Below are 19,150 nucleotides of genomic sequence, written 5' to 3'. Positions count from 1 at the left end.
ATGTCAAGAATTAAAAAAGCAGTGTTCCCGGTTGCCGGTTTGGGCAGCCGCTTCCTCCCTGCCACCAAGGCGCAACCGAAAGAGATGCTGCCCATCGTCGACAAGCCGCTGATCCAGTATGCGGTGGAAGAGGCGGTGGCCGCCGGCATCACCGAGATGGTGTTCATCACCGGCCGCAACAAGCGCGCCATTGAAGACCATTTCGACACCGCCTATGAGCTGGAGGCGGAACTGGAGGCGGCCAACAAGCAGCAGCTGCTGGAACTGGTGCAGAACGTCATTCCCAAGCATATCAACTGCATCTACATCCGCCAGCACGCGCCGCTGGGTCTGGGCCACGCGATACTGTGCGCGCGTCCGGTGGTTGGCGACGAACCGTTTGCCGTGCTGCTGGCGGATGACTTTATGGACACTGCCGACAATGTCAAGCCTGTGCTGGCGCAGATGACCGAACTGTATGCCTATGAGCGCTCCAACATCCTGGCGGTGCAGGAAGTGCCGCGCGAGTCGACGCGCCAGTATGGTATTGTCAGCTCCAGCAACTACCAGCCCAAGCTGGAGCTGGTGCATGGCATCGTCGAAAAGCCGGCGCCGGATGTGGCACCGTCGACGCTGGCCGTGGTGGGGCGCTATGTGCTGTCTGGCCGCATCTTCAGCTACCTGGAAAACATCGGCAAAGGTGCGGGCGGCGAGATCCAGCTGACCGACGGCATTGCGGCGCTGATGAAGGATGAACGCGTGCTTGCCTACCGCTATGACGGCACGCGCTATGATTGCGGTTCCAAGCTGGGCTACCTGAAGGCCACCACCGCCATGGGCCTCAAGCACCAGGAGACGGGCGAGGATTTCTGGCAGTTCCTGTGTGATATCAAGGAGAGAACGCAATGACGGTTCGTGAAATCCTGAAGATGGGCGATCCACGCTTGCTGCGCGTCGCCGAGCCGGTGACCGAGTTCGACACACCCGCCATGAAGCAGCTGATCGCCGATATGTTCGACACCATGCACGCGGCCAATGGCGCCGGGCTGGCAGCGCCGCAAATCGGCGTCAACCTGCAACTGGTGATCTTTGGTTTCAAACAGAATCCGCGTTATCCGGATGCGCCGCAGGTGCCGGAAACAGTGTTGATCAATCCCGTGCTGACGCCGTTATCCGACGAGATGGAAGAAGGCTTCGAAGGCTGCCTGTCTGTGCCTGGCCTGCGCGGTAGCGTGCCGCGTTACGTCAAGCTGCGCTACGCGGGCGTGGATGAACATCAGCAGCCGATCCTGCGCGAGGTGGACGGCTTCCACGCCCGCGTGGTGCAGCATGAGGTGGACCATTTGCTTGGCAAACTGTACCCGATGCGCATCAAGGACTTTTCCAAATTCGGCTTCACCGAGGTGATGTTCCCCGGCCTCGATCCCAACGACGACGATTGACTATGCCCCCATACTCGTTCCAACAAAAAGTATTCCTGCTCCTGCTGGCCCTGGTCACGATAGGCTTTGCATGGATACTGGTGCCTTATGGCGGTGCGATTTTTTGGGGCGTGATACTGGCGATTGTATTTGCGCCGGTCTACCGCTGGCTGTTGCAGCGCACCCGTAACCGTGCCGCCCTGGCGTCGATACTGACGCTACTGCTGATTGTGGTGATGGTCATCCTCCCGCTCACTCTGGTCTCGGTGTCGATCATCAACCAGGCGGCCTCGCTGGTGGAACTGGTGCGTTCCGGCGAGATCAGCGTGGCCGGCTTCTTCAACAAGATCATGGCGGCGCTGCCGAACTGGCTGGTGTCGCTGCTGGACCGCTTCCATTTAACCAGTCTCTCGTACTTGCAGGACAAGCTGACCGAGGGCGCTTCGCAAGTCAGCCAGGAGGTGGCCAAGCGCGCCATCAACGCCGGCCTGTACACCTTTGATTTCCTGACCAGCCTGTGCATCTTGCTGTATCTGCTGTTCTTCCTGCTGCGCGATGGCGACAAGCTGGCCAAGCGTATCCGCGAGGCGGTGCCGCTGAGCCGCAAATACAAGCAGCGCCTGTTCCAGAACTTCACCACGGTGATACGCGCCACGGTCAAAGGCAACATCCTGGTCGCGATTGTGCAAGGGGCGCTGGGCGGTCTGGCCTTCTGGTTCCTGGACGTGCGTGCGCCGATATTGTGGGGCGTGCTGATGGCCTTCCTGTCGCTGCTGCCGGCAATTGGCGCGGCCATCGTCTGGGCGCCGGTGGCCGTATATTTTCTGGCCACCGGTGCGGTATGGCAAGGCGTCAGCCTGGCGGTGTTCGGCGTGTTCGTGATCGGACTGGTGGACAATTTTCTGCGCCCGGTACTGGTTGGCCAGGACACCAAGATGCCAGACTACGTGGTGCTGCTGTCAACCGTGGGCGGCATGGCGCTGTTCGGCCTGAATGGCTTTGTCATCGGCCCGGTGGTGGCCGCGATGTTCCTGGCTGTCTGGGACCTGTTTGCGTCGGCCAGCGAATTCCATACTGACTAATTGTCTTCGGCGCCCAGCAGGTCGCGCGCATTCAGCAATGCGTAGATGATTTCAGGGTGCCGGCCCAGGCAGCGGCGGATCGCGGCAGGAATGTTTTCCCGCGTGCGCCGGCACAGGCCCGGTTGCTCCGCCAGCTTGATCTGCAGGCCCATGACGGTGCGTACGCCGTTGGCGCTGGGGGTAATGCTCAGCCGGATGCCCAGCAGTTCCCGCATCCGCTGCTCGATGCGGCCCAGCGCCGCGTAACTGTCGACTGTTTCGATGCGGGCAATCAGCGCTTTTTCCTCTTCACGGGTCAACTGCAGCACGCGGATATCAATCTGCTGGTCGTGCTCCCACGCTGCCAATAGCTCAAGCTGCCGGCACTCGCACGCGCCGGGCGGGCACTCTTTGCGGATCATGAAGGGCAGGGCTGAAGGCATGGTCGTGACGGCGCAGCAAGCTGGAAAATCCGTCGATTCTACTCCAATCGGCGCTGCAGCAGGGCGAGTACGGCGGCTTCCTCGGGACGCAGGGCGTGCAGGTCTTCCTTGAGTTCCTGGCGCGCGCGGCGGCGCAGCGTATCAAGCATGGTGCCGTCCAGGTAGGATTCGATCACTGCCGGATGCACATAGCATTTGCGGCAGATCGTCGGCGTGTTGCCGAGCTTCTTGGCGACCGACTCGATTGCCTGCACGATGTTTTTCTTGGCCTGCGCTTCCGAGTCGTACTTCTCGTACTCCAACAGCGCGACGGCGGCCAGCACGGTGCCGGCCCAGGTGCGGAAGTCCTTGGCGGTATAGTCCGCGCCGGTGATCGATTGCAGGTAATCGTTGACGTCGGATGAGTCGATGGCGTGCGGACTGCCGTCGTCGTCCTCGTACTGGAATAGCTCCTGCCCTGGCAGGTCGCGGATGCGCGCGATGATGCGCGCCAGGCGCCGGTCGTGCACCTCGACCGCGTGATGCACGCCGCTCTTGCCGCGGAACTTGAATTGCACTTTGCCGCCGTCGAGCCGCACATGGCGGTCGCGCAGCGTGGTCAGGCCGAAGGATTTGTTCTCGCGTGCGTATTCCTCATTCCCGATACGCATCAGTGTCGCTTCCAGCAGATGCACAATGGTGGCCAGCACTTTCTCGCGCGGCAGGCCGGGCTTGCGCAGCGCTTCATCGACGGCTTTGCGGATGGCCGGCAGCGCTTTGCCGAAGCTGAGCATGCGCTCGTACTTGGCTTCGTCGCGGTGGCTGCGCCAGCGGGCGTGGTAGCGGTATTGCTTGCGTCCGCGCGCATCGCGCCCGGTGCACTGCAGATGGCCGAGCGGATGCTTGCAGATCCACACATCGGTCCATGCCGGCGGGATCACCAGCGCTTTGATGCGCGCCAGCGTGTCCTCGCCGGTGACGGCCTTGCCGTCGCTGTCGAGATAACGGAACTGCTTGCCGCGCTGCTGGCGGGTGATGCCTGGCTGGTCGTCGTGAACGTAGCGCAGGCCCGCCAGCTTGGCGGCGACTGGCGCCAGGCTGGCGTCCGGGATGTCTTCGCGCTTCATCGTGTTCCTTGGAGGGCAGAGTACATGGGCAGATTACAAGGCATCGTACCCGGCCTCACCAGGCCATGATGTGCGCCAGCGTACGAAGTGTTTAGTCCATGCGCTTCAGGCGCTGGCCGACAATGCTCCACTTGCAGGCTTCGCCGTCGACGCTGCCGGTTAACACCCAGCCGGTGCCGATTTTTTCGACGCCGATGTCGCACTCCAGTTCCTTGGCCAGTTTTTCGGCCCAGCCTTTGGCTGCGCCTTGTCCCTTGAATAGTTCGTGGCCATCATAGATGACGGTGGCGTCGAACACGGGGGCGGCAAAGATAGTCATGATGGTCTTCCAAAAAAACAAGCCGTTATTGTGCCACGACTGCGCCTCCTGTATTAAAATGCGGCGCATTATTTTTTATGCAAGGAAGCCATGCGCCGTTTGTCCGCTTTGATGTTGTTGGCGGCGATCGCGCCTCTGTCCCACGCCGCGCCGCCGCCGGGCAGTGATGTGGTGGCGCAAGCGCGTGATTTGCGCCGGCAAGCAGCCAGCGCCGACGTGCAGAACGCGACGGAACTGCTGGAAGAGGCGCTGCGTTTACTGAGGGAGGTGGAGCAGGCCAGTGGTAATCCGGCGCTGCGCCAGGAAAGCTACAACACGCTGCTGCCGCTGGCAGCGCTTTACAGCCGCCAGCGGCGCAAGGAGCAGGCGCTGGATGCGCTGGATCAGGCGCGCATGGTGTTCTGGCTGCCGGCCGCCGCGCAGATGCTGCGCAATGACAGCGACTTTGACGCCTTGCGCAACGAACCGCGCTTTCAAGCGGTGCTGGCCGCGTCGGAAGTGCCGCAGCGCTTGTGGAAAGGCCCGGCCAGCGACCAGTCCTACAAGGAGAAGTTGACGGTCGAGGAACGCATCGCAGGGCTGACGCAGTTCTGGGCCGAGGCGCGCCACAGCTTCGTCTACTTCGACAAGGTGCCGGAGCTGGACTTGAATCAGGTGTATATGGATTATCTGCCGAAGGTGATGGCGGCGCAGACCACCCGCGACTACTACGCCGTCCTGCGTGAGCTGGCGCCGCTGCTGAAGGACGGCCACACCAATATCTGGGCGCCGGGCGAGTTGAATGCGGAATTTGAAGCGGTGCCGCCACTGCGCACGGCGCTGGTGGAAGGCCGCGTATTGGTGGCGCATGTCGATGATGCGGCGTTGCGCGGCCGCGTGCGCGTCGGTGACGAACTGCTGGCCATCGACGGCGTGGCGGTGCACGATTATGCCCGGCTGCGCGTCATGCCGCTGGTCAGCGCCGGTGCGCCACAGGACCGCGACTTCCAGACGTACACGGTCGGCTTGCTGCGTGGCGCCGCGAAAGAACCGCTGACATTGCGCCTGCGCGCCGCCAATGGCAAAGAGCGCGAAGAGAAAATCGACCGCAGCGCCGGCTACCACTGGCCGGAGGCGCCTGAGTTCAGGATGCTGGACAACGGCGTGGCCTACATCCGCATCGAGCACTTTACCGACGATAGCGGTATCAAAGCATTCGACGCTGCGCTGCCGCAGATCCTGAAAGCGCGCGCGCTGGTGATCGATATGCGCCGTAATGGCGGCGGCAATGGCGACATCGGCTACAAGATTCTGAGTTACCTGACGCGCAAGCCGCTGATTGGCGCCACCAGCTACGTGCGCGGCGCCGACAGCTATATGCGCGCGTCCAGCGGCAGCATGGTGAACTGGCAGCGCATGCCGGACTGGCAATATGCGCTGACGCGCGAGCAGGTGTATGACGGTCCGGTGGCAGTGCTGACCGGGGCTCAGACCTATTCGGCCGGCGAGGATTTCGTCCTCAGTTTCACCATCATGCAGCGCGGGCTGACGATAGGCGAGGCCACCGGCGGCAGTACCGGACAGGCGATCAACTTTACCTTGCCTGGCGGTGGCGCGGCGCGCGTCTGCGCCAAGCGCGACACCTTCCCGGATGGACGCGAGTTTGTCGGCATTGGCGTCACGCCATCGATCGAGGTGCGGCAGACGGTGGTCGCGCTGCGCGCCGGACGCGATCCGGTGCTGGAGCGCGCGCTGGCGGAACTTAGCAAGCGTTAATCAAGGTTGGAGCAGGTAGGCGGCGATGTCGCGCGCGTCCGATTCGCTCACGCCCATCGCCGGCATGGCGCTCTGCGGCTGGTAGCGTTGCGGCTCCTGTATCCAGCGCGCGAGATTATCGGCGCTATTGGGCAGGTGGCCGGCGATGTACTGGCGTTTCGCCAGCTTGGCCAACGGTGGCCCGACCATGGTAGCGGGGCCGGTGACGCCATCGATCTGGTGGCAGGCATTGCAGGCGTACTGGGTCAGCGCCAGGCGGCCGCGTTCCGCGTCCGGTAGCGCGTGGGCCGGGCGTGCTGCGCGCTGCGGATGGCCGGCCCGCGCGATCAGCGCCTCATAAGCCGGTGGCGATAGCGCCGGCATCACCGTCAGGAAGGCCACCAGCGCCCAGATGTCCTGGTCGGCCAGGTGGTACTGCCATGCCGGCATGCCGCTCATTTTGATGCCGTGACGGGTGATCCAGTATAGCTCGTTCGGCTGCCAGCGGCGGGCGGCATCTGCTAGCGGGCCGGGGATGGGCTGCATGCTTTTGCCGATGTCGCCTTGCGCCACACCCGGTGCGCCGTGGCAGACCACGCAGTTGTCGCGATACAGTCCTGCGCCGCGTAACGCCAGCATACTGTTGTTGAGTTCAGCCGGCGGCGTGATGTCGCGCGCGTGCTGGCGCACCGAGCGGTGCAGCGCGATTTCCAGCAGACTGTGTACCCATTGGAAGTGCGAGCGCGTAGCGCCGGCGTTGTAAAAGCCGCCATACAGCACCAGCGCGCCGCCCATAGCGGCGAGTGACGCCAGCACCGCGAGCGTGGCGATGATGGTGGCGATTAGGAATCGGCGGCGCGCGATGCTCATTCACTGCGTCCTGTTGAAAAGACAAGAATATTGTGATTCTTATAGTATATCGGGACGACAGGCTTCAGCAGGTTCCCAATCGTGCGCATCCTCCTACTCCTTCCGCTGGCATGGCTGGCTGCTTGTGACAGCGGCGGCCCCGCGCCCGCGCGCGTGGAAGGCGGCAGCGTTGCGCGGGGCAGGGTGCTGCTGGCACAGTATCAGTGCGGCGCTTGTCATCAGATCGCGGGCGTGGCGGCGGCGCGTGGCCAGCTTGGTCCGCCGCTGGACAGTTTCGGGCAGCGCAGCTACATCGCAGGCAGTCTGCCGAATACGCCGGACCTGTTGCGCCACTGGCTGATCGATCCTCCCGCGCTGAAGCCGGGGACCACCATGCCCGCCATGGGTGTGTCGGAAGACGATGCGCGCCATATGGCGGCTTACCTGTATTCGCTGCCATGACGTATGCGCAGCAATCGGCATTGCACCCGGCAGGTCCGGATGCGGAGATTATCGCGCAGCTGGCGTGGGTGCTGACCGGTGGCGCGGCAGTGGTGTTTGTCGGGGTGATGGCGTTGTGCGTGCTGGGCTTGCGCAAGCGCCGCGTGGTGCATATACGCTGGTGGCTGTGGGGTGGCGGTGTGGTGTTGCCGCTGCTGGTGTTGTCTGCGCTGCTGGCGTTTTCCACACTGCGCAGCACGCAACTGAGCATGCCGTCGTCGCAGCATGCGGTGAAGATTGCGGTGATCGCGCGGCTGTGGTGGTGGGAGGTGCGTTATACCGACCCTGCTGGTGGGCCGGATATTGTGCTGGCCAACGAGATTCGCCTGCCGGCTGGGCAGCCGGTATACCTTGGGCTGAGCAGCGCTGATGTAATCCATAGTTTCTGGGCGCCCGCGTTGGCCGGCAAGGTGGACATGGTGCCGGGCCGCTTGCATGGCATGACGATACGCGCCGACCGCGCCGGCGTGTATCGCGCGCAGTGTGCTGAATACTGCGGCGAGCAGCACGCGCGCATGGCGCTGCATGTGGTGGCGCAGAGCCAGCAAGCGTTCGACGCCTGGCTGGCCGCACAAGCCGCGCCGGCGCGCACCACGGCGGACGCGCGCTTCGATGCGGGACGCAAGGCGTTTGCGCAGCAACGCTGCAGCGCCTGCCACACCGTGCGCGGCGCAGACCAGGACGGCGCGGCGCGCGCCTGGGCTGGCGGCGAGGGCGCGCTGGGGCCGGATTTGACGCATATTGGCAGCCGGCTGTATATCGGTGCGGGGACGCTGCGCAATGACGCTGGTGCGCTGGCTGCCTGGATTGCCAATCCGCACGGCTTCAAGCCGGGCGTGCGCATGCCCGCCAGCGCGGATATGGACGGCGAAACCTTGCAGGCGCTGGCCGGCTATCTGGAGCAGCTTAAATGAGTACACCGGGCAAACGCCTGCCGAGCAGTCTGCCGCGTCCCGACGGCGAGCGCGAGGAACTGGAGCGCGTCTGGCGCACGCCGCGTGGGCTGCGCTTCCTCACCACCGTCAACAACGCCACCATCGGCCAATTGTATATCGGCACCGCGCTGCTGTTTTTCGTGCTGGCTGGCGTGCTGGGGCTGATGATACGCGCGCAGCTGGCGGTCCCGGACAGCACGCTGCTCAGTCCCGGCTTGTACAACCAGGTATTCACCATGCATGGCACGGTGATGATGTTCCTGTTTGCGATTCCGGTGGTAGAGGCGATTTCAGTGTTTCTGCTGCCGGCCATGCTGGGCGCACGCGACCTGCCGTTCCCGCGCCTGTCCGCCTACGCTTATTGGGCTTACGCTGCGGGCGGCCTGGGATTCTTCGTCAGCCTGTTCGCCGGACTGGCGCCGGATGGCGGCTGGTTTATGTATCCGCCGCTGACCGGCAAGGAGCATTCACCCGGCATCAATGCCGACTTCTGGCTGCTCGGCATAGGCTTCATTGAAATCTCGGCCATCGCCGGTGCGATCGAACTGATCGTCGGCATCCTGTTCACCCGCGCGCCGGGCATGACGCTGGCTCGTATGCCGGTCTACGCCTGGGCCATGCTGGTGATCGCGCTGATGATCGTGTTCGCCTTCCCGGCGATTATCGCCGGCACCGCGTTGCTGGAACTGGAGCGCGCCTACGATTGGCCGTTCTTCATCCCCGCGCGCGGCGGCGATCCGGTGCTGTGGCAGCACCTGTTCTGGTTCTTCGGACATCCGGAGGTATACATCATCTTCCTGCCGGCGGCTGGCATGGTGTCGATGATGCTGCCGTCGCTGGTGGGCGCGCCGCTGGTCGGCCACCGGCCGGTGGTGATCGCGCTCGGCGCGGTGGGCGTAATCAGCTTTGCGCTGTGGGCCCATCATATGTTCACGGCCGGACTTAGCCTGTGGACCTCGACGCTGGTGTCGGCGGCCAGCATGATCGTCGCGGTGCCGACCGCGTTGCAGGTATTCGCCTGGCTGGCAACACTGTGGCGCGGGCAGGCGCGGCTCAATGCACCGATGCTGTTCGTACTGGGCTTCCTGTTCATCTTCGTGCTGGGCGGGCTGACCGGCGTGATGGTGGCGGTGCTGCCGTTCGACTGGCAGGCGCACGACAGCTATTTCATCGTCGCCCACCTGCACTACGTGCTGATCGGCGGCCTGGTGTTCCCGATGTTCGGCGCGCTGTATTACTGGCTGCCACTGGTGAACGGAAATCGTATGTCCGAGCGCCTGGCGCGCTGGGTGTTCGGGTTGATGTTCACCGGCATGAACCTGACGTTCTTCCCCATGCATATCAGCGGCTTGCTGGGCATGCCGCGCCGCGTCTACAGCTATTCCAGCGAAATGGGCTGGGATGGACTGAACCTCGCCTCCAGCATCGGCGCCTTCATTCTGGCGCTGGGCATTCTGCTGTTCATGGTGGATATGGCGCGTACGCTGCGCAAGCCCAGGCGCGCGCATGGTAATCCATGGCAGGCGTCCACGCTCGAATGGATACCGGCCGAGGACTACGCCACCCGCAGCATCCCGGACGTGCGCTCGCGCGAGCCGCTGTGGGATGATCCAGACTTGCCGCAGCAGGTGGAGGCCGGCGCGCACTGGCTGCCAGGCACTGCGACCGGCCGGCGCGAGAGCATCGTCACCAGTGTGCTGCAAGCGAAGCCTTTGTATGTGCAGGTGCTGCCGGGCGACAGCTGGTGGCCGTTCGCTGCAGCGCTGGGCACGGCCGGTTTCTTCCTGCTGCTGACGGTGAAGCTGACGCTGGCCGCATGGGCATGCGGCGTGATCGCTGTGGCTGCGGTGCTGGCGTGGATGTGGCAATCGGACAGCTTGCCCCTGCAGCGCGAGGCGCGGGTGGCGGACGATGTGGTGCTGCCGGTGGGCGCGCATGGCTTGCGTTCGCACTCGCTGTGGGCGACGGTAATCATGCTGGTGGTGGATGCAACCGTGTTCGCGTCGTTTGCGTTCGCCCACATCCACACGGCGATGCGGCTGGAAATTTGCCCGCCGCCCGGCAGCAGCCTGCCGCCACTGTGGTGGAGCTGGGCGGTGTGTGCCGCGCTGGCGGCGGGTTCGCTGCTGATCGAATGCGCGCGGCGGCGCACGGCCGATGGCTGGCAGCGGCTGGCGCTGACGGCGGCGCTGGTGTGCATGCTGGCGGCTGTGAGCATGGATATCGGCAGCCAGCTGACGGCGGGGCTTGACCCGGTGGCGAGCGCCTGGGGCGCGACCGTGGCGGCGATGCTGGCCTACCAGGGACTGCACGCAGTGCTGCTGGCCATACTGGCGCTTTACCTGTGGCTGCGCTCATGGCGCGGCCGGCTCAGCGCCGTCAACCGTGCCACGCTGGATAACTGCGCGCTGGTGTGGCATTACGTCACGCTGCAAGGAGTGGCACTGGCGCTGGTGCTACGCGTGGTCAGTGGTTCTTGAAGAAGTTGTGGACGATGGCGTCGATCTCGCCGACGCTGCGCATATGCGCGATGGCGCTATCGAATTGCCGGACAAAGTCTGATTTGTAAGCGTACTTGCCGTTGTCGCGGTTGGTGTAGCCCAGATAGCCCTGCTTGACCGCGATGACCGCCGCTTCGGCCAGCACCGCGTGCGCGCCGCCTTCATCGTACTTGCCTGCCGCCTTGAGCTGGTTGCGGGTCCACTGGATGGACACGCGGTCGTTGATGTAGCAATCAATCCGCCCCAGTCCCAGCTTGATGATATTGGTTTCACTGTCCTTGGCTTCTTCCAGCCGCAGATGGCCGGCGCGCACCGCCTGGTCGAACGCTTCCCCGCCGACGATGAAACCGGCGTTGTTGCCGATGGTGAGGCCGTAAAAGTCTTCCGGCCAGCGCTTGCGTGGCTTGGCCGCCAGTACCTCCTTGCGGCATACCGCCACCACGCGCTCATCGTACAGCGGCAGCGAGTAAGGCCAGGTCCACGGCTCGTCCCTGGTGTTCATGTATGGCGGATACAGCGCGAAGCCGGTGCCGGTGCGCAGCAGCGCCATGCCGCGCTTCCAGGGTACGGTCTGCACCTCGATTTTGTAGCCATGCATGCGCTTGAAAGCGGCGCTGACGATCTCGTAATACAGGCCGGCCGGCTTGCCGTTCTTCTCGTAGGAATAGGGCGGATAGCCGGCGTCGGCGTAAATCGTGACGGGAATATCGGCCGCCTGTGCGCCGGCGCACAGCGTCGAGATAAGCAGGATGGGCCAGAATTTCATCGAGCCATCCTAACATGATAGTCAAGGATGAAGATAACTTCCTGCCCATTGCATGATCTGGGCAACGATGTACAGCAACAGCCCGATCATGCCGCCGACCAGTGTGCCGTTGACGCGGATGAATTGCAGGTCTTTGCCGATATTCAGTTCGATCTGGCGCGACAGGTCCTGGTTATCCCAGGCTTTGACGGTATCGCTGATATGCCGCGTGAAGAAGCTGGAAAAGGCCGGCGCCAGCGTGCGCGCCATGCCGGCCAGGTGCTGGTTCAGCGAGGCGCGCATGGCCGGATGCCGCAGCAGTTCCTCGCTGAGCCAGCCGGCGGCCTGCATCACGCCGTCGTTCAGGCGTGAATCGCCACGGGCGATATCGGCCTTGATCCAGTCGCGTACGCTGCCCCACAAGCCGCTGATGTAATGGTTGAAGGTGTCGCCGTCGCGCAGGTAGCGCTTGAAGTCTTCGCCTTTGGCCGCAAAGGCCGGATCGGATTCCAGCCGCAGCAGGAAACGCTGCACCACGCCGTCGAACTTGATGCGCAGCTTGTGTTCGCGGTCGGCGGCGATGTCCTCCATCAGATTTTGCAGTGCCTTGGCGATCATCGAGGCGCCGCTTTCGCTGATCCATTCGGTCGGCAGCATCAGCTCCATGGTGGCGTGTTCGCGCTTCAGCCATGCCGCAATCTGCGTGGCGATCAGCTCGCGCGTGGCAGGGCGGTTGACCAGGCCAATCAGCGCTACCATGCCGTCGTCCAGCAGTTCCTGATGGCGTCCATCCCTGGTCAGCCCGGCCAGCAGCGTGCCCAGTGAGCGTGACAGATCCAGCTTGCCGATGGCGGTGTTGAGCGCATCGCGCAGCAGCTGCTGGATGCGCGCATCATCGATGGTGGCGAGAATTTCCGGCAGTAGCCTGAGCAGATGTGCGGCCAGATAGCTGCGATTGGCCGGCTGCTGCAGCCATTCGGCGACATGGGTCGAGGGATCGGTTTTGAGGATGACTGCCGCCAATGATTCCGGCTTGAGGAATTTTTCGTCGACAAAGCCGGCCAGGTTGTCGGCGATGCGGTGCTTATTATTCGGGATGATGGCGGTGTGGCGCGAGATAAACGGGATGGGCACTTTGCGGAACAGCGCCACCACCGCAAACCAGTCGGCCAGCGCGCCCACCATGGCCGCCTCCGAGATGGCGCGCAATCCATCGACCCAGAAGCCGCGCGGCAGCAGCGAGGTGATGACGAACAGCGTTGCGGCTGCCGCCAGCAGGGCCAGCGCCAGCTGCTTGGAGCGGCGGAGTTCTTGTTCTTTGCTCATGTGCCGATTATGGCATGACATGGCATGGCGCCGCCGGCGCGCGGCTGAGCTTAGCGGTATTTGCTGCTGTTAAGCTGATTCAGCATGCGCGCCAGTTCATCCTGCATGAGCGGCGACAGGTTGATGAACTGGCAGCCGATCTGCACCTGCTCGCCCAGCAGGAAGGACCGGAAGGTGCGCGACAGGCGCACTTCCAGGTCGGCGATCATCACCGAATCCGGGCCCAGCTCCAGCCGCACGCGCTGCAGCTTGCGGCCGACGTGCAGGCCGACCGCGTCGCGCGGCGCGGCGCGCATGCCGACGCCGCCGGCGGAAAAGTCGTACAGTTGCAGCTCGTACGGCTTGCCATTAAGGACGAAGGACGCCATGTAGTACACGCCCAGCGGGGTTTCCAGGCGTGCCGAGGCGCGGCGGTTCAGCACCATGCACTTCAGCGGGAATTCCAGCGGAAGCAGCGTCGGCTCATCCGGCTTGGACGCCCAGTCCGGGGAGCTCAGCGTGAACTGGATCTTGGCCGAACGCAGCCAGGCGACAAAGGTGGCGTCGCCTGGCGGCAGGAATTCACCTTCGTTCAGTTCCAGCACAAAGTAGGGATTTTCCGGATCGACCGATTTCAGCCTGGCCATCACCACATTGGTGGCGCTGGAAGGATAGATAGACACCGGCTCGCCGCTTTCGGCAAGCGCTGTCAGGGCATCACCGATGTCATGCTCATCGGTCATGTCGTGGGGCTTCGAACCCGCAGCGATTGGCTCCACAGCGTCTTTTAGGGTGGGAGGCCCGCGGCGAAATTCATTTGGTATAGGATCGTTCACGACGGCATATCTCTTTGATAATGACTTCCACAATGCGAGGTCGATCTGCGCAGTTTACAGCGGATTCATGATCTTGGCTTGCAAAATGGCAAGAAATTTTAGTATCTTGTGGTTCAAAAGCGCTCGTCGGGGCGCAAATAACGCCATTGGCCGACCGGGAGGTCACCCAGTTTCACTTTGCCGATGCGGACTCGTTTCAAACCGACAACTTTCAAGCCCACCATGTCGCACATGCGGCGGATCTGGCGCTTTTTGCCTTCGCGCAGCGTGAAGCTGAGCTGGTCGTCGTTTTGCCAGCGGACCTTGGCCGGCAGCAGTGGCTTGCCATCCATCCACAAGCCGTGATTGAGTTTCTTCAGGTCGCTGTCGGGCAGCTTGCCCGGCTTGGTGTATTCGACCCGCACCAGGTATTCCTTGTCGACGTCGGTGGTTTCGCCGATCAGGTGCTTGGCGACGCGGCCGTCCTGGGTCAGCACCAGCAGGCCGACCGAGTCGATGTCCAGCCGCCCGGCCGGCACCAGCGAGCGCAGCTGCGTCGGGTGGAACTGTTCCGGCGAGGGATCGTCGGCCCAGCGGTTTTCCGGCTTGATCAGCGCCACCGCCGGCTGGTAGCCGTCCTCGGCCTGGCCGGACACATAGCCCATCGGCTTGTTGATCAGCACGGTCACGCGCTTGGACTGCTCGGCAGCCGCCTGGCGTTCGACCGTGACTTTCTGGCTCGGGTAAATCTTGGTGCCCAGTTCGGACACGACCTGGCCGTCAACGCGGACCCAGCCGCGCGCAATCCATTCATCAGCCTCGCGGCGCGAGCACAAGCCCAGTTCGGACATGCGTTTGGACAGGCGGAGTAATTCTTCAGACATAGTGATGCTCTTTAAAACGGGTTAAACCTTGATGGCGTCCAGCAGGTCGGTTTCCAGCAGGATCTGGTTGCGGGCGTTGCTCAGCACTGCGCCATCGATCAGGAAGACGTCTTCCACGCGCTCGCCCAGGGTCATGACCTTGGCCGTGTGCAGGTTGATCTTGTATTTGGTCAGGACATTGGCGATCGAGTACAGCAGGCCGGTACGGTCGTTGGCCGCCACCGACAGCAGGTAGTACTGGCCGCGCTCGTCCGGCCGCAAGTCCACCGTCGGCTGGATCGGGAAGGTGCGCGACAGGCGCGACAGCCGGCCCTTGCCCGGCGCCGGCAGCGGCTCCGGATTGGTCAGCAGCGCGCACAGCTCATGCTCGATCAGGTTGATGATGTCGCGGTAGTTCTTGGCGAAATTCTGCTCGGTGACCATGAAGGTATCCAGCGCGTAGCCATGGCGCGTGGTATGGATCTTGGCGTCGAGGATGGAGAAATTCTTGCGGTCGAAATAGCTGCAAATGCGCGCGAACAGGTCTGGCTGGTCCTTGATGTAGACGGCGATCTGCAAGCCTTCGCCGATCGGCGCCAGGCGGCACTTGACTACTGCCTGCTCGCTGTCGAAGCGTTCGTACAGGGCGCGCGTCTGCCAGGCGATGTCGGAAGCGTCGTGGCGCAGGAAGTAGGCCACGTCCAGCTGCTTCCAGAAGGCTTCGTGCGCGTCCGGCGCCAGGCCGTACAGGCGCAGCGTGGCCAGCGCTTCCTGCTGGCGGTTGCGCAGTTCGTTGTCGGCGCTGTGCGGCTCGCCGCCCAGCACCCGCAGCGTGATTTTGTACAGGTCTTCCAGCAGCTTGGCTTTCCATGCGTTCCATACCTTGGGGCTGGTGCCGCGAATGTCGGCCACGGTCAGCAGGTACAGGCCGGTCAGGTGGCGTTCGTCGCCGGCCACTTTGGCGAAGGCCTGGATCACGTCCGGATCGGACAAGTCCTGCTTTTGCGCGACCTGCGACATGGTCAGGTGGTTCTCGACCAGGAACACCACCAGCTCGGTGTCCTCGTCGCTCATGCCGTGCTCGCGGCAGAATTGCTCGGCGTCGGCCATGCCCAGCTTGGAGTGGTCGCCGCCACGGCCCTTGGCGATGTCGTGAAACAGCGCGGCCAGGAACAGCACCCACGGCCGGCGGAAGTTGGCCATCAGCTGGCTGCAGAACGGGTATTCATGCGCATGTTCGGCCATGGTGAAGCGGCGCATATTGCGCACCACCATCAGGATGTGCTGGTCCACCGTGTAGACGTGGAACAGGTCGTGCTGCATCTGGCCGACGATCTTGCGGAAGTTGGGCAGGTAGCGGCCCAGAATCGACAGATCATTCATGCGGCGCAGCGCATGCAGAATGCCGCGCGGCGCCTGCATGATCTGCAGGAACAGCGAACGGTTGGCCGGGTCGGCGCGGAAGGCGGCGTCGATCTGGAAGCGCTCGTGCCACAGCGCGCGGGTGGCGCGCGCGGTCATGCCCTTGATCGACGGGCGCTCGGTCATCAGCAGGAAAATTTCCAGCATGGCCGACGGATTCTGCTCGAAGGTATCGTCGTCGGCGATATCGATCAGGCCATTCAGGTCATTGAAGCGGGCGTTGATCGGCACCGCCACGCCGTCCTGCGGGAACAGCCGTTCTTCGATATTTTGCAGCAGGATGGTGTTGAGCTGGGTGACGGTCTTGGCGGCCCAGTAGTAGCGCTGCATCAGGTATTCGCTGGCGCGGCGCATGTGCACGCCGCTGCCGGTGGCGGTCAGGCCCAGCGACTCGGCGATGGCGGTCTGCACGTCGAACACCAGCCGGTCTTCGCGGCGGCCGGCGTGCAGGTGCAGGCGCACGCGGATGTCCTTGAAGGCGCGTTCCTTTTCCATCAGCTGGCGCGCCTCGGTCTGGGTGATCAGGCCGCTGGTGGCCAGCGTACGCCACGAGTTGGCCAGGCCGGCGGCTTTCACCAGCCACAGGATCACCTGCAGGTCGCGCAGGCCGCCCGGGCTTTCCTTGCAGTTCGGTTCCAGGCTGAAGGCGGTGTCTTCGTATTTGGCGTGGCGCTGCTTCATCTCCAGCACCTTGGCGTGGAAGAAGGCGCGCGGGTCCATGGCGGCGTCGTAGCGCGCCTGCAGTTCGGCAAACAGCTGCTCGTCGCCGCAGATGATGCGTGCTTCCAGCAGGCTGGTTTGCACCGTGATGTCGGCCGCTGATTCGCTCAGGCACTCGTCCACGGTGCGGATGCTGTGGCCGATCTCCAGGCCCAGGTCCCACAGCAGCTGTACCAGTTCTTCCAGCTTTTCGGTGGTGGCGGCGTCGGGCGCTTGTGCCAGCAGGATCAGCAGGTCGATGTCGGAATAGGGGAAGAGCTCGCCGCGGCCGTAGCCGCCGACGCCGATCAGCGCCGTGTCTTCCGGCAGGCCGGCCGCGTGCCAGGCCGTGGTCAGCACCGCGTCCACGCTCTGGCGCAGGCTGCGCAGCAGTTTTTCCGGCTTGTTGTCCTCCTTGAAGGCGGCAATGACGACCTGGCGGTCGGCCTTCAGCTGGCGCTTGAGCTGTTCGCGTAGTTGGTTCTTCATCACGGCCGCGTTCACGGGATTACGCTGCCTTGACAGCGGCGCCGCTGATGAAGGCGGGCGGCGGTGGGCTGCCGGCCGACAGCGTCAGCACTTCGTAGCCGGTGTCGGTCACCAGCAGCATGTGTTCCCACTGCGCCGACAGGCTGCGGTCCTTGGTTTTGATGGTCCAGCCATCGTTCATCTCGCGGATTTCGCGGCGGCCGGCGTTGATCATCGGCTCGATGGTGAAGATCATGCCGGCTTCCAGCTTGACGCCGGTGCCTGGCTTACCGTAGTGCAGCACTTGCGGCTCTTCATGGAAGACCTTGCCGATGCCGTGGCCGCAGAATTCGCGCACCACGCTATAGCCGGCTTTTTCCGCATGCTGCTGGATGGCGTGGCCGATGTCGCCCAGCGTGGCGCCCGGTTTCACTTGCTGGATGCCCAGCCACATGCATTCATAGGTGATGTCCGACAGGCGCTTGGCCAGGATCGACGGTTCGCCGATGAAGAACATGCGGCTGTTGTCGCCGTGGTAGCCGTCCTTGATGACGGTGATGTCGAGGTTGACCACGTCGCCGTTCTTCAGCACCTTGTCGCCCGGAATGCCGTGGCAGATCACGTCGTTGACCGAGGTGCAGATGGCTTTAGGGTAGGGCGTGTAGCCTGGCGGGCAGTAGTTCAGCGGCGCCGGCACGGTGCCTTGCACGTTGACCATGTATTCGTGGCACAGGCGATCCAGCTCGCCGGTGGTGACGCCCGGCTTGACGAAGGGGGTGATGTAGTCCAGCACTTCGGAACCGAGGCGGCCGGCAATGCGCATGCCTTCGATATCTTCGGCGGTTTTGATGGAAATAGACATATTGGATCGCAATCAGCTAAAAACTTGGGAATAGGCGGTGGGCGTGCGCCGCGCCAGCCGCAGGCAGCGGTGGCGCGGGGCGCGCAATATGTCGAAATTATAAACGACGCCGGGCTGGTCGCGTGCGGCGTCGTCGGGGATGGCTTAGCGGGCGGCTTGCGCTGCAGCCTTGCGGGCGCGGCGGCGTGCCTGCCAGCCGACCAGGCCGAGGCCGGCGGCCAGCATGGCCCAGGTGTCGGCTTCCGGCACCGGCGCGGCTGGCGCGTCGCTGATTGGCAGGCTGATGCCGCCGCCACCAGACAGCCTCTGGCGGCGCGCCAGCGAATCGGCGTCCTGGCCCATCGCGGCCAGTAGTTCTTCGGCCGACAGCTCGCCCAGCAGGCCGGTCATTGCCTGGTAGCGGCGCTCGGCGGCGGCACGGCGCATTGCGCCTTCGATGCCTTCCGGCGACATGAAGGCGGTCGAGAGGTCGTCGCGCAGCGGCGCGTCGTCCAGGCCCAGATCGACCTCGCTGAATGCGGCGAACTGCTGTTCGGCGGTGGCGTCGAACAGCTCTGCCGATGCATGGGTGGCGTCTTGCTCGGAGGCGGCCGCAGCGGCGTTGCCGCTGCGGCTGATGCGGCTGACGTTGCCGCAAATGCGCGGCACCAGAATGCAGTGCTGGTCGACGCAATACACGGCGCCAGGTTCGCTGCGGCTTTCCGTCCATTTGCTGCGGGTGACGCTGGCGCAGAGCGAAGACTTGCCGAAGTGCATGTCACGGATGGCCGGGTCGTACTGGTGCTTGCCGCTGATGCCGTGACGGGTGATGCTGACCTGGTCGTCCGCCTGGCCCTCTTCGAGCCGGCGCTTGAGGGTGAGGCGCACTTTCTCGGGAATGTCGGTGTAGTGGTCGATGGCGGCGGCGGTGGCGCCAGTGTAAGGATTGTGTCCGGGATTGTCCCACGAGCAGACTGGCTGCACTGCGGCGGCCAGCGTAACGGCGAGGAGTAACGGCATAGGCGATCTTTCAGGCTGTATGCTCGCTATGCAGGGATTAGGCGTTGCGAAACTTTGGTTGATAGGAAGGAATTGTTATGTCCGCAATGATATTGTATTTTCTGTATCTCCGCATCAATTACC

General features: G+C 63.7%; 18 protein-coding genes. 7 read left to right on the top strand and 11 right to left on the bottom strand.

Annotated features, from left to right (window positions below; all coding sequences use genetic code 11):
- From galU to KW842_RS04625, 3 genes are read left to right on the top strand one after another with little or no spacing between them, the layout of a single operon-like run.
- Window positions 1-888 carry a UTP--glucose-1-phosphate uridylyltransferase GalU gene (gene galU / locus KW842_RS04635; protein WP_218302885.1) on the top strand — a complete coding sequence of 296 codons (888 nt, stop codon included), beginning with the start codon at window positions 1-3 and terminating at the stop codon, window positions 886-888.
- Window positions 885-1,421, top strand: coding sequence for a peptide deformylase (gene def, locus KW842_RS04630; RefSeq protein WP_218302884.1), 537 nt, complete (start codon window positions 885-887; stop codon window positions 1,419-1,421). The genes galU and def overlap by 4 nt, the downstream gene beginning before the upstream one ends.
- A 2-nt stretch (window positions 1,422-1,423) precedes the next feature.
- On the top strand, window positions 1,424-2,482 hold the full coding sequence (locus KW842_RS04625; protein WP_218302883.1) for an AI-2E family transporter: 1,059 nt from the start codon (window positions 1,424-1,426) through the stop codon (window positions 2,480-2,482).
- Here the strand turns inward: KW842_RS04625 and KW842_RS04620 are convergent.
- The 3 genes from KW842_RS04620 to KW842_RS04610 form a co-directional block, all read right to left on the bottom strand.
- Window positions 2,479-2,904 (bottom strand): hypothetical protein, encoded by a 426-nt coding sequence (locus tag KW842_RS04620; protein ID WP_218302882.1) that lies wholly within the window; start codon window positions 2,902-2,904, stop codon window positions 2,479-2,481. The genes KW842_RS04625 and KW842_RS04620 overlap by 4 nt on opposite strands.
- A 38-nt stretch (window positions 2,905-2,942) precedes the next feature.
- A complete protein-coding gene (locus tag KW842_RS04615) occupies window positions 2,943-4,010 on the bottom strand; it encodes a DNA topoisomerase IB (RefSeq protein WP_218302881.1) in 1,068 nt (355 codons plus the stop codon).
- 91 nt (window positions 4,011-4,101) lie between these two features.
- Window positions 4,102-4,329 carry a hypothetical protein gene (locus KW842_RS04610; RefSeq protein WP_218302880.1) on the bottom strand — a complete coding sequence of 76 codons (228 nt, stop codon included), beginning with the start codon at window positions 4,327-4,329 and terminating at the stop codon, window positions 4,102-4,104.
- Window positions 4,330-4,419: 90 nt separating this feature from the next.
- Between KW842_RS04610 and KW842_RS04605 the strand changes: the two genes are divergently transcribed.
- On the top strand, window positions 4,420-6,084 hold the full coding sequence (locus KW842_RS04605; RefSeq protein WP_218302879.1) for a S41 family peptidase: 1,665 nt from the start codon (window positions 4,420-4,422) through the stop codon (window positions 6,082-6,084).
- Here the strand turns inward: KW842_RS04605 and KW842_RS04600 are convergent, their stop codons facing one another.
- Entirely contained in the window at window positions 6,085-6,933 is an 849-nt protein-coding gene (locus KW842_RS04600) for a c-type cytochrome (RefSeq protein ID WP_218302878.1), read from the bottom strand.
- An 81-nt stretch (window positions 6,934-7,014) separates the two neighbouring features.
- Between KW842_RS04600 and KW842_RS04595 the strand changes: the two genes are divergently transcribed.
- Genes KW842_RS04595 through ctaD form a run of 3 tightly spaced genes read left to right on the top strand, consistent with a single transcriptional unit; the run spans window position 7,015 to window position 10,828 of the window.
- Window positions 7,015-7,374: a cytochrome c family protein gene (locus tag KW842_RS04595; RefSeq protein WP_373925127.1), complete on the top strand. Its 360-nt coding sequence runs from the start codon at window positions 7,015-7,017 to the stop codon at window positions 7,372-7,374.
- A complete protein-coding gene (locus tag KW842_RS04590; protein ID WP_218302877.1) occupies window positions 7,371-8,327 on the top strand; it encodes a c-type cytochrome in 957 nt (318 codons plus the stop codon). Before KW842_RS04595 ends, KW842_RS04590 begins: the two co-directional genes overlap by 4 nt.
- Window positions 8,324-10,828, top strand: coding sequence for a cytochrome c oxidase subunit I (gene ctaD, locus KW842_RS04585; RefSeq protein WP_218302876.1), 2,505 nt, complete (start codon window positions 8,324-8,326; stop codon window positions 10,826-10,828). Before KW842_RS04590 ends, ctaD begins: the two co-directional genes overlap by 4 nt.
- Here ctaD and KW842_RS04580 read toward each other — a convergent pair.
- The 7 genes from KW842_RS04580 to KW842_RS04550 all read right to left on the bottom strand — a co-directional run bounded on the left by KW842_RS04580 (window position 10,815) and on the right by KW842_RS04550 (window position 19,027).
- Window positions 10,815-11,615 carry an ABC transporter substrate-binding protein gene (locus tag KW842_RS04580; RefSeq protein ID WP_218302875.1) on the bottom strand — a complete coding sequence of 267 codons (801 nt, stop codon included), beginning with the start codon at window positions 11,613-11,615 and terminating at the stop codon, window positions 10,815-10,817. The two genes, ctaD and KW842_RS04580, sit on opposite strands and share 14 nt — an antisense overlap.
- Before the next feature lie 21 nt (window positions 11,616-11,636).
- Window positions 11,637-12,920, bottom strand: coding sequence for a DUF445 domain-containing protein (locus tag KW842_RS04575; protein WP_218302874.1), 1,284 nt, complete (start codon window positions 12,918-12,920; stop codon window positions 11,637-11,639).
- 50 nt (window positions 12,921-12,970) lie between these two features.
- The gene (locus KW842_RS04570; RefSeq protein ID WP_218302873.1) at window positions 12,971-13,642 is read right to left on the bottom strand and encodes a flagellar brake protein; all 672 of its coding nucleotides are present in this window, start codon (window positions 13,640-13,642) and stop codon (window positions 12,971-12,973) included.
- 206 nt (window positions 13,643-13,848) lie between these two features.
- On the bottom strand, window positions 13,849-14,598 hold the full coding sequence (locus tag KW842_RS04565) for a pseudouridine synthase (protein ID WP_218302872.1): 750 nt from the start codon (window positions 14,596-14,598) through the stop codon (window positions 13,849-13,851).
- Between the two features lie 21 nt (window positions 14,599-14,619).
- Entirely contained in the window at window positions 14,620-17,187 is a 2,568-nt protein-coding gene (locus KW842_RS04560) for a [protein-PII] uridylyltransferase (protein ID WP_218302871.1), read from the bottom strand.
- Between the two features lie 19 nt (window positions 17,188-17,206).
- Entirely contained in the window at window positions 17,207-18,028 is an 822-nt protein-coding gene (gene map, locus KW842_RS04555) for a type I methionyl aminopeptidase (protein ID WP_218302870.1), read from the bottom strand.
- Between the two features lie 144 nt (window positions 18,029-18,172).
- Window positions 18,173-19,027, bottom strand: a complete 855-nt coding sequence (locus tag KW842_RS04550) for an MHFG family PEP-CTERM protein (protein WP_218302869.1) — start codon at window positions 19,025-19,027, stop codon at window positions 18,173-18,175.
- Window positions 19,028-19,150: the final 123 nt, after the last annotated feature.

Origin of the sequence: Duganella sp. sic0402 (assembly GCF_019219065.1) — a bacterium.
GTDB lineage: Bacteria > Pseudomonadota > Gammaproteobacteria > Burkholderiales > Burkholderiaceae_D > Rugamonas.
The sequence above is the reverse complement of the archived record's forward strand: the minus strand, read 5'-3'. Positions and strand labels throughout refer to the sequence as shown.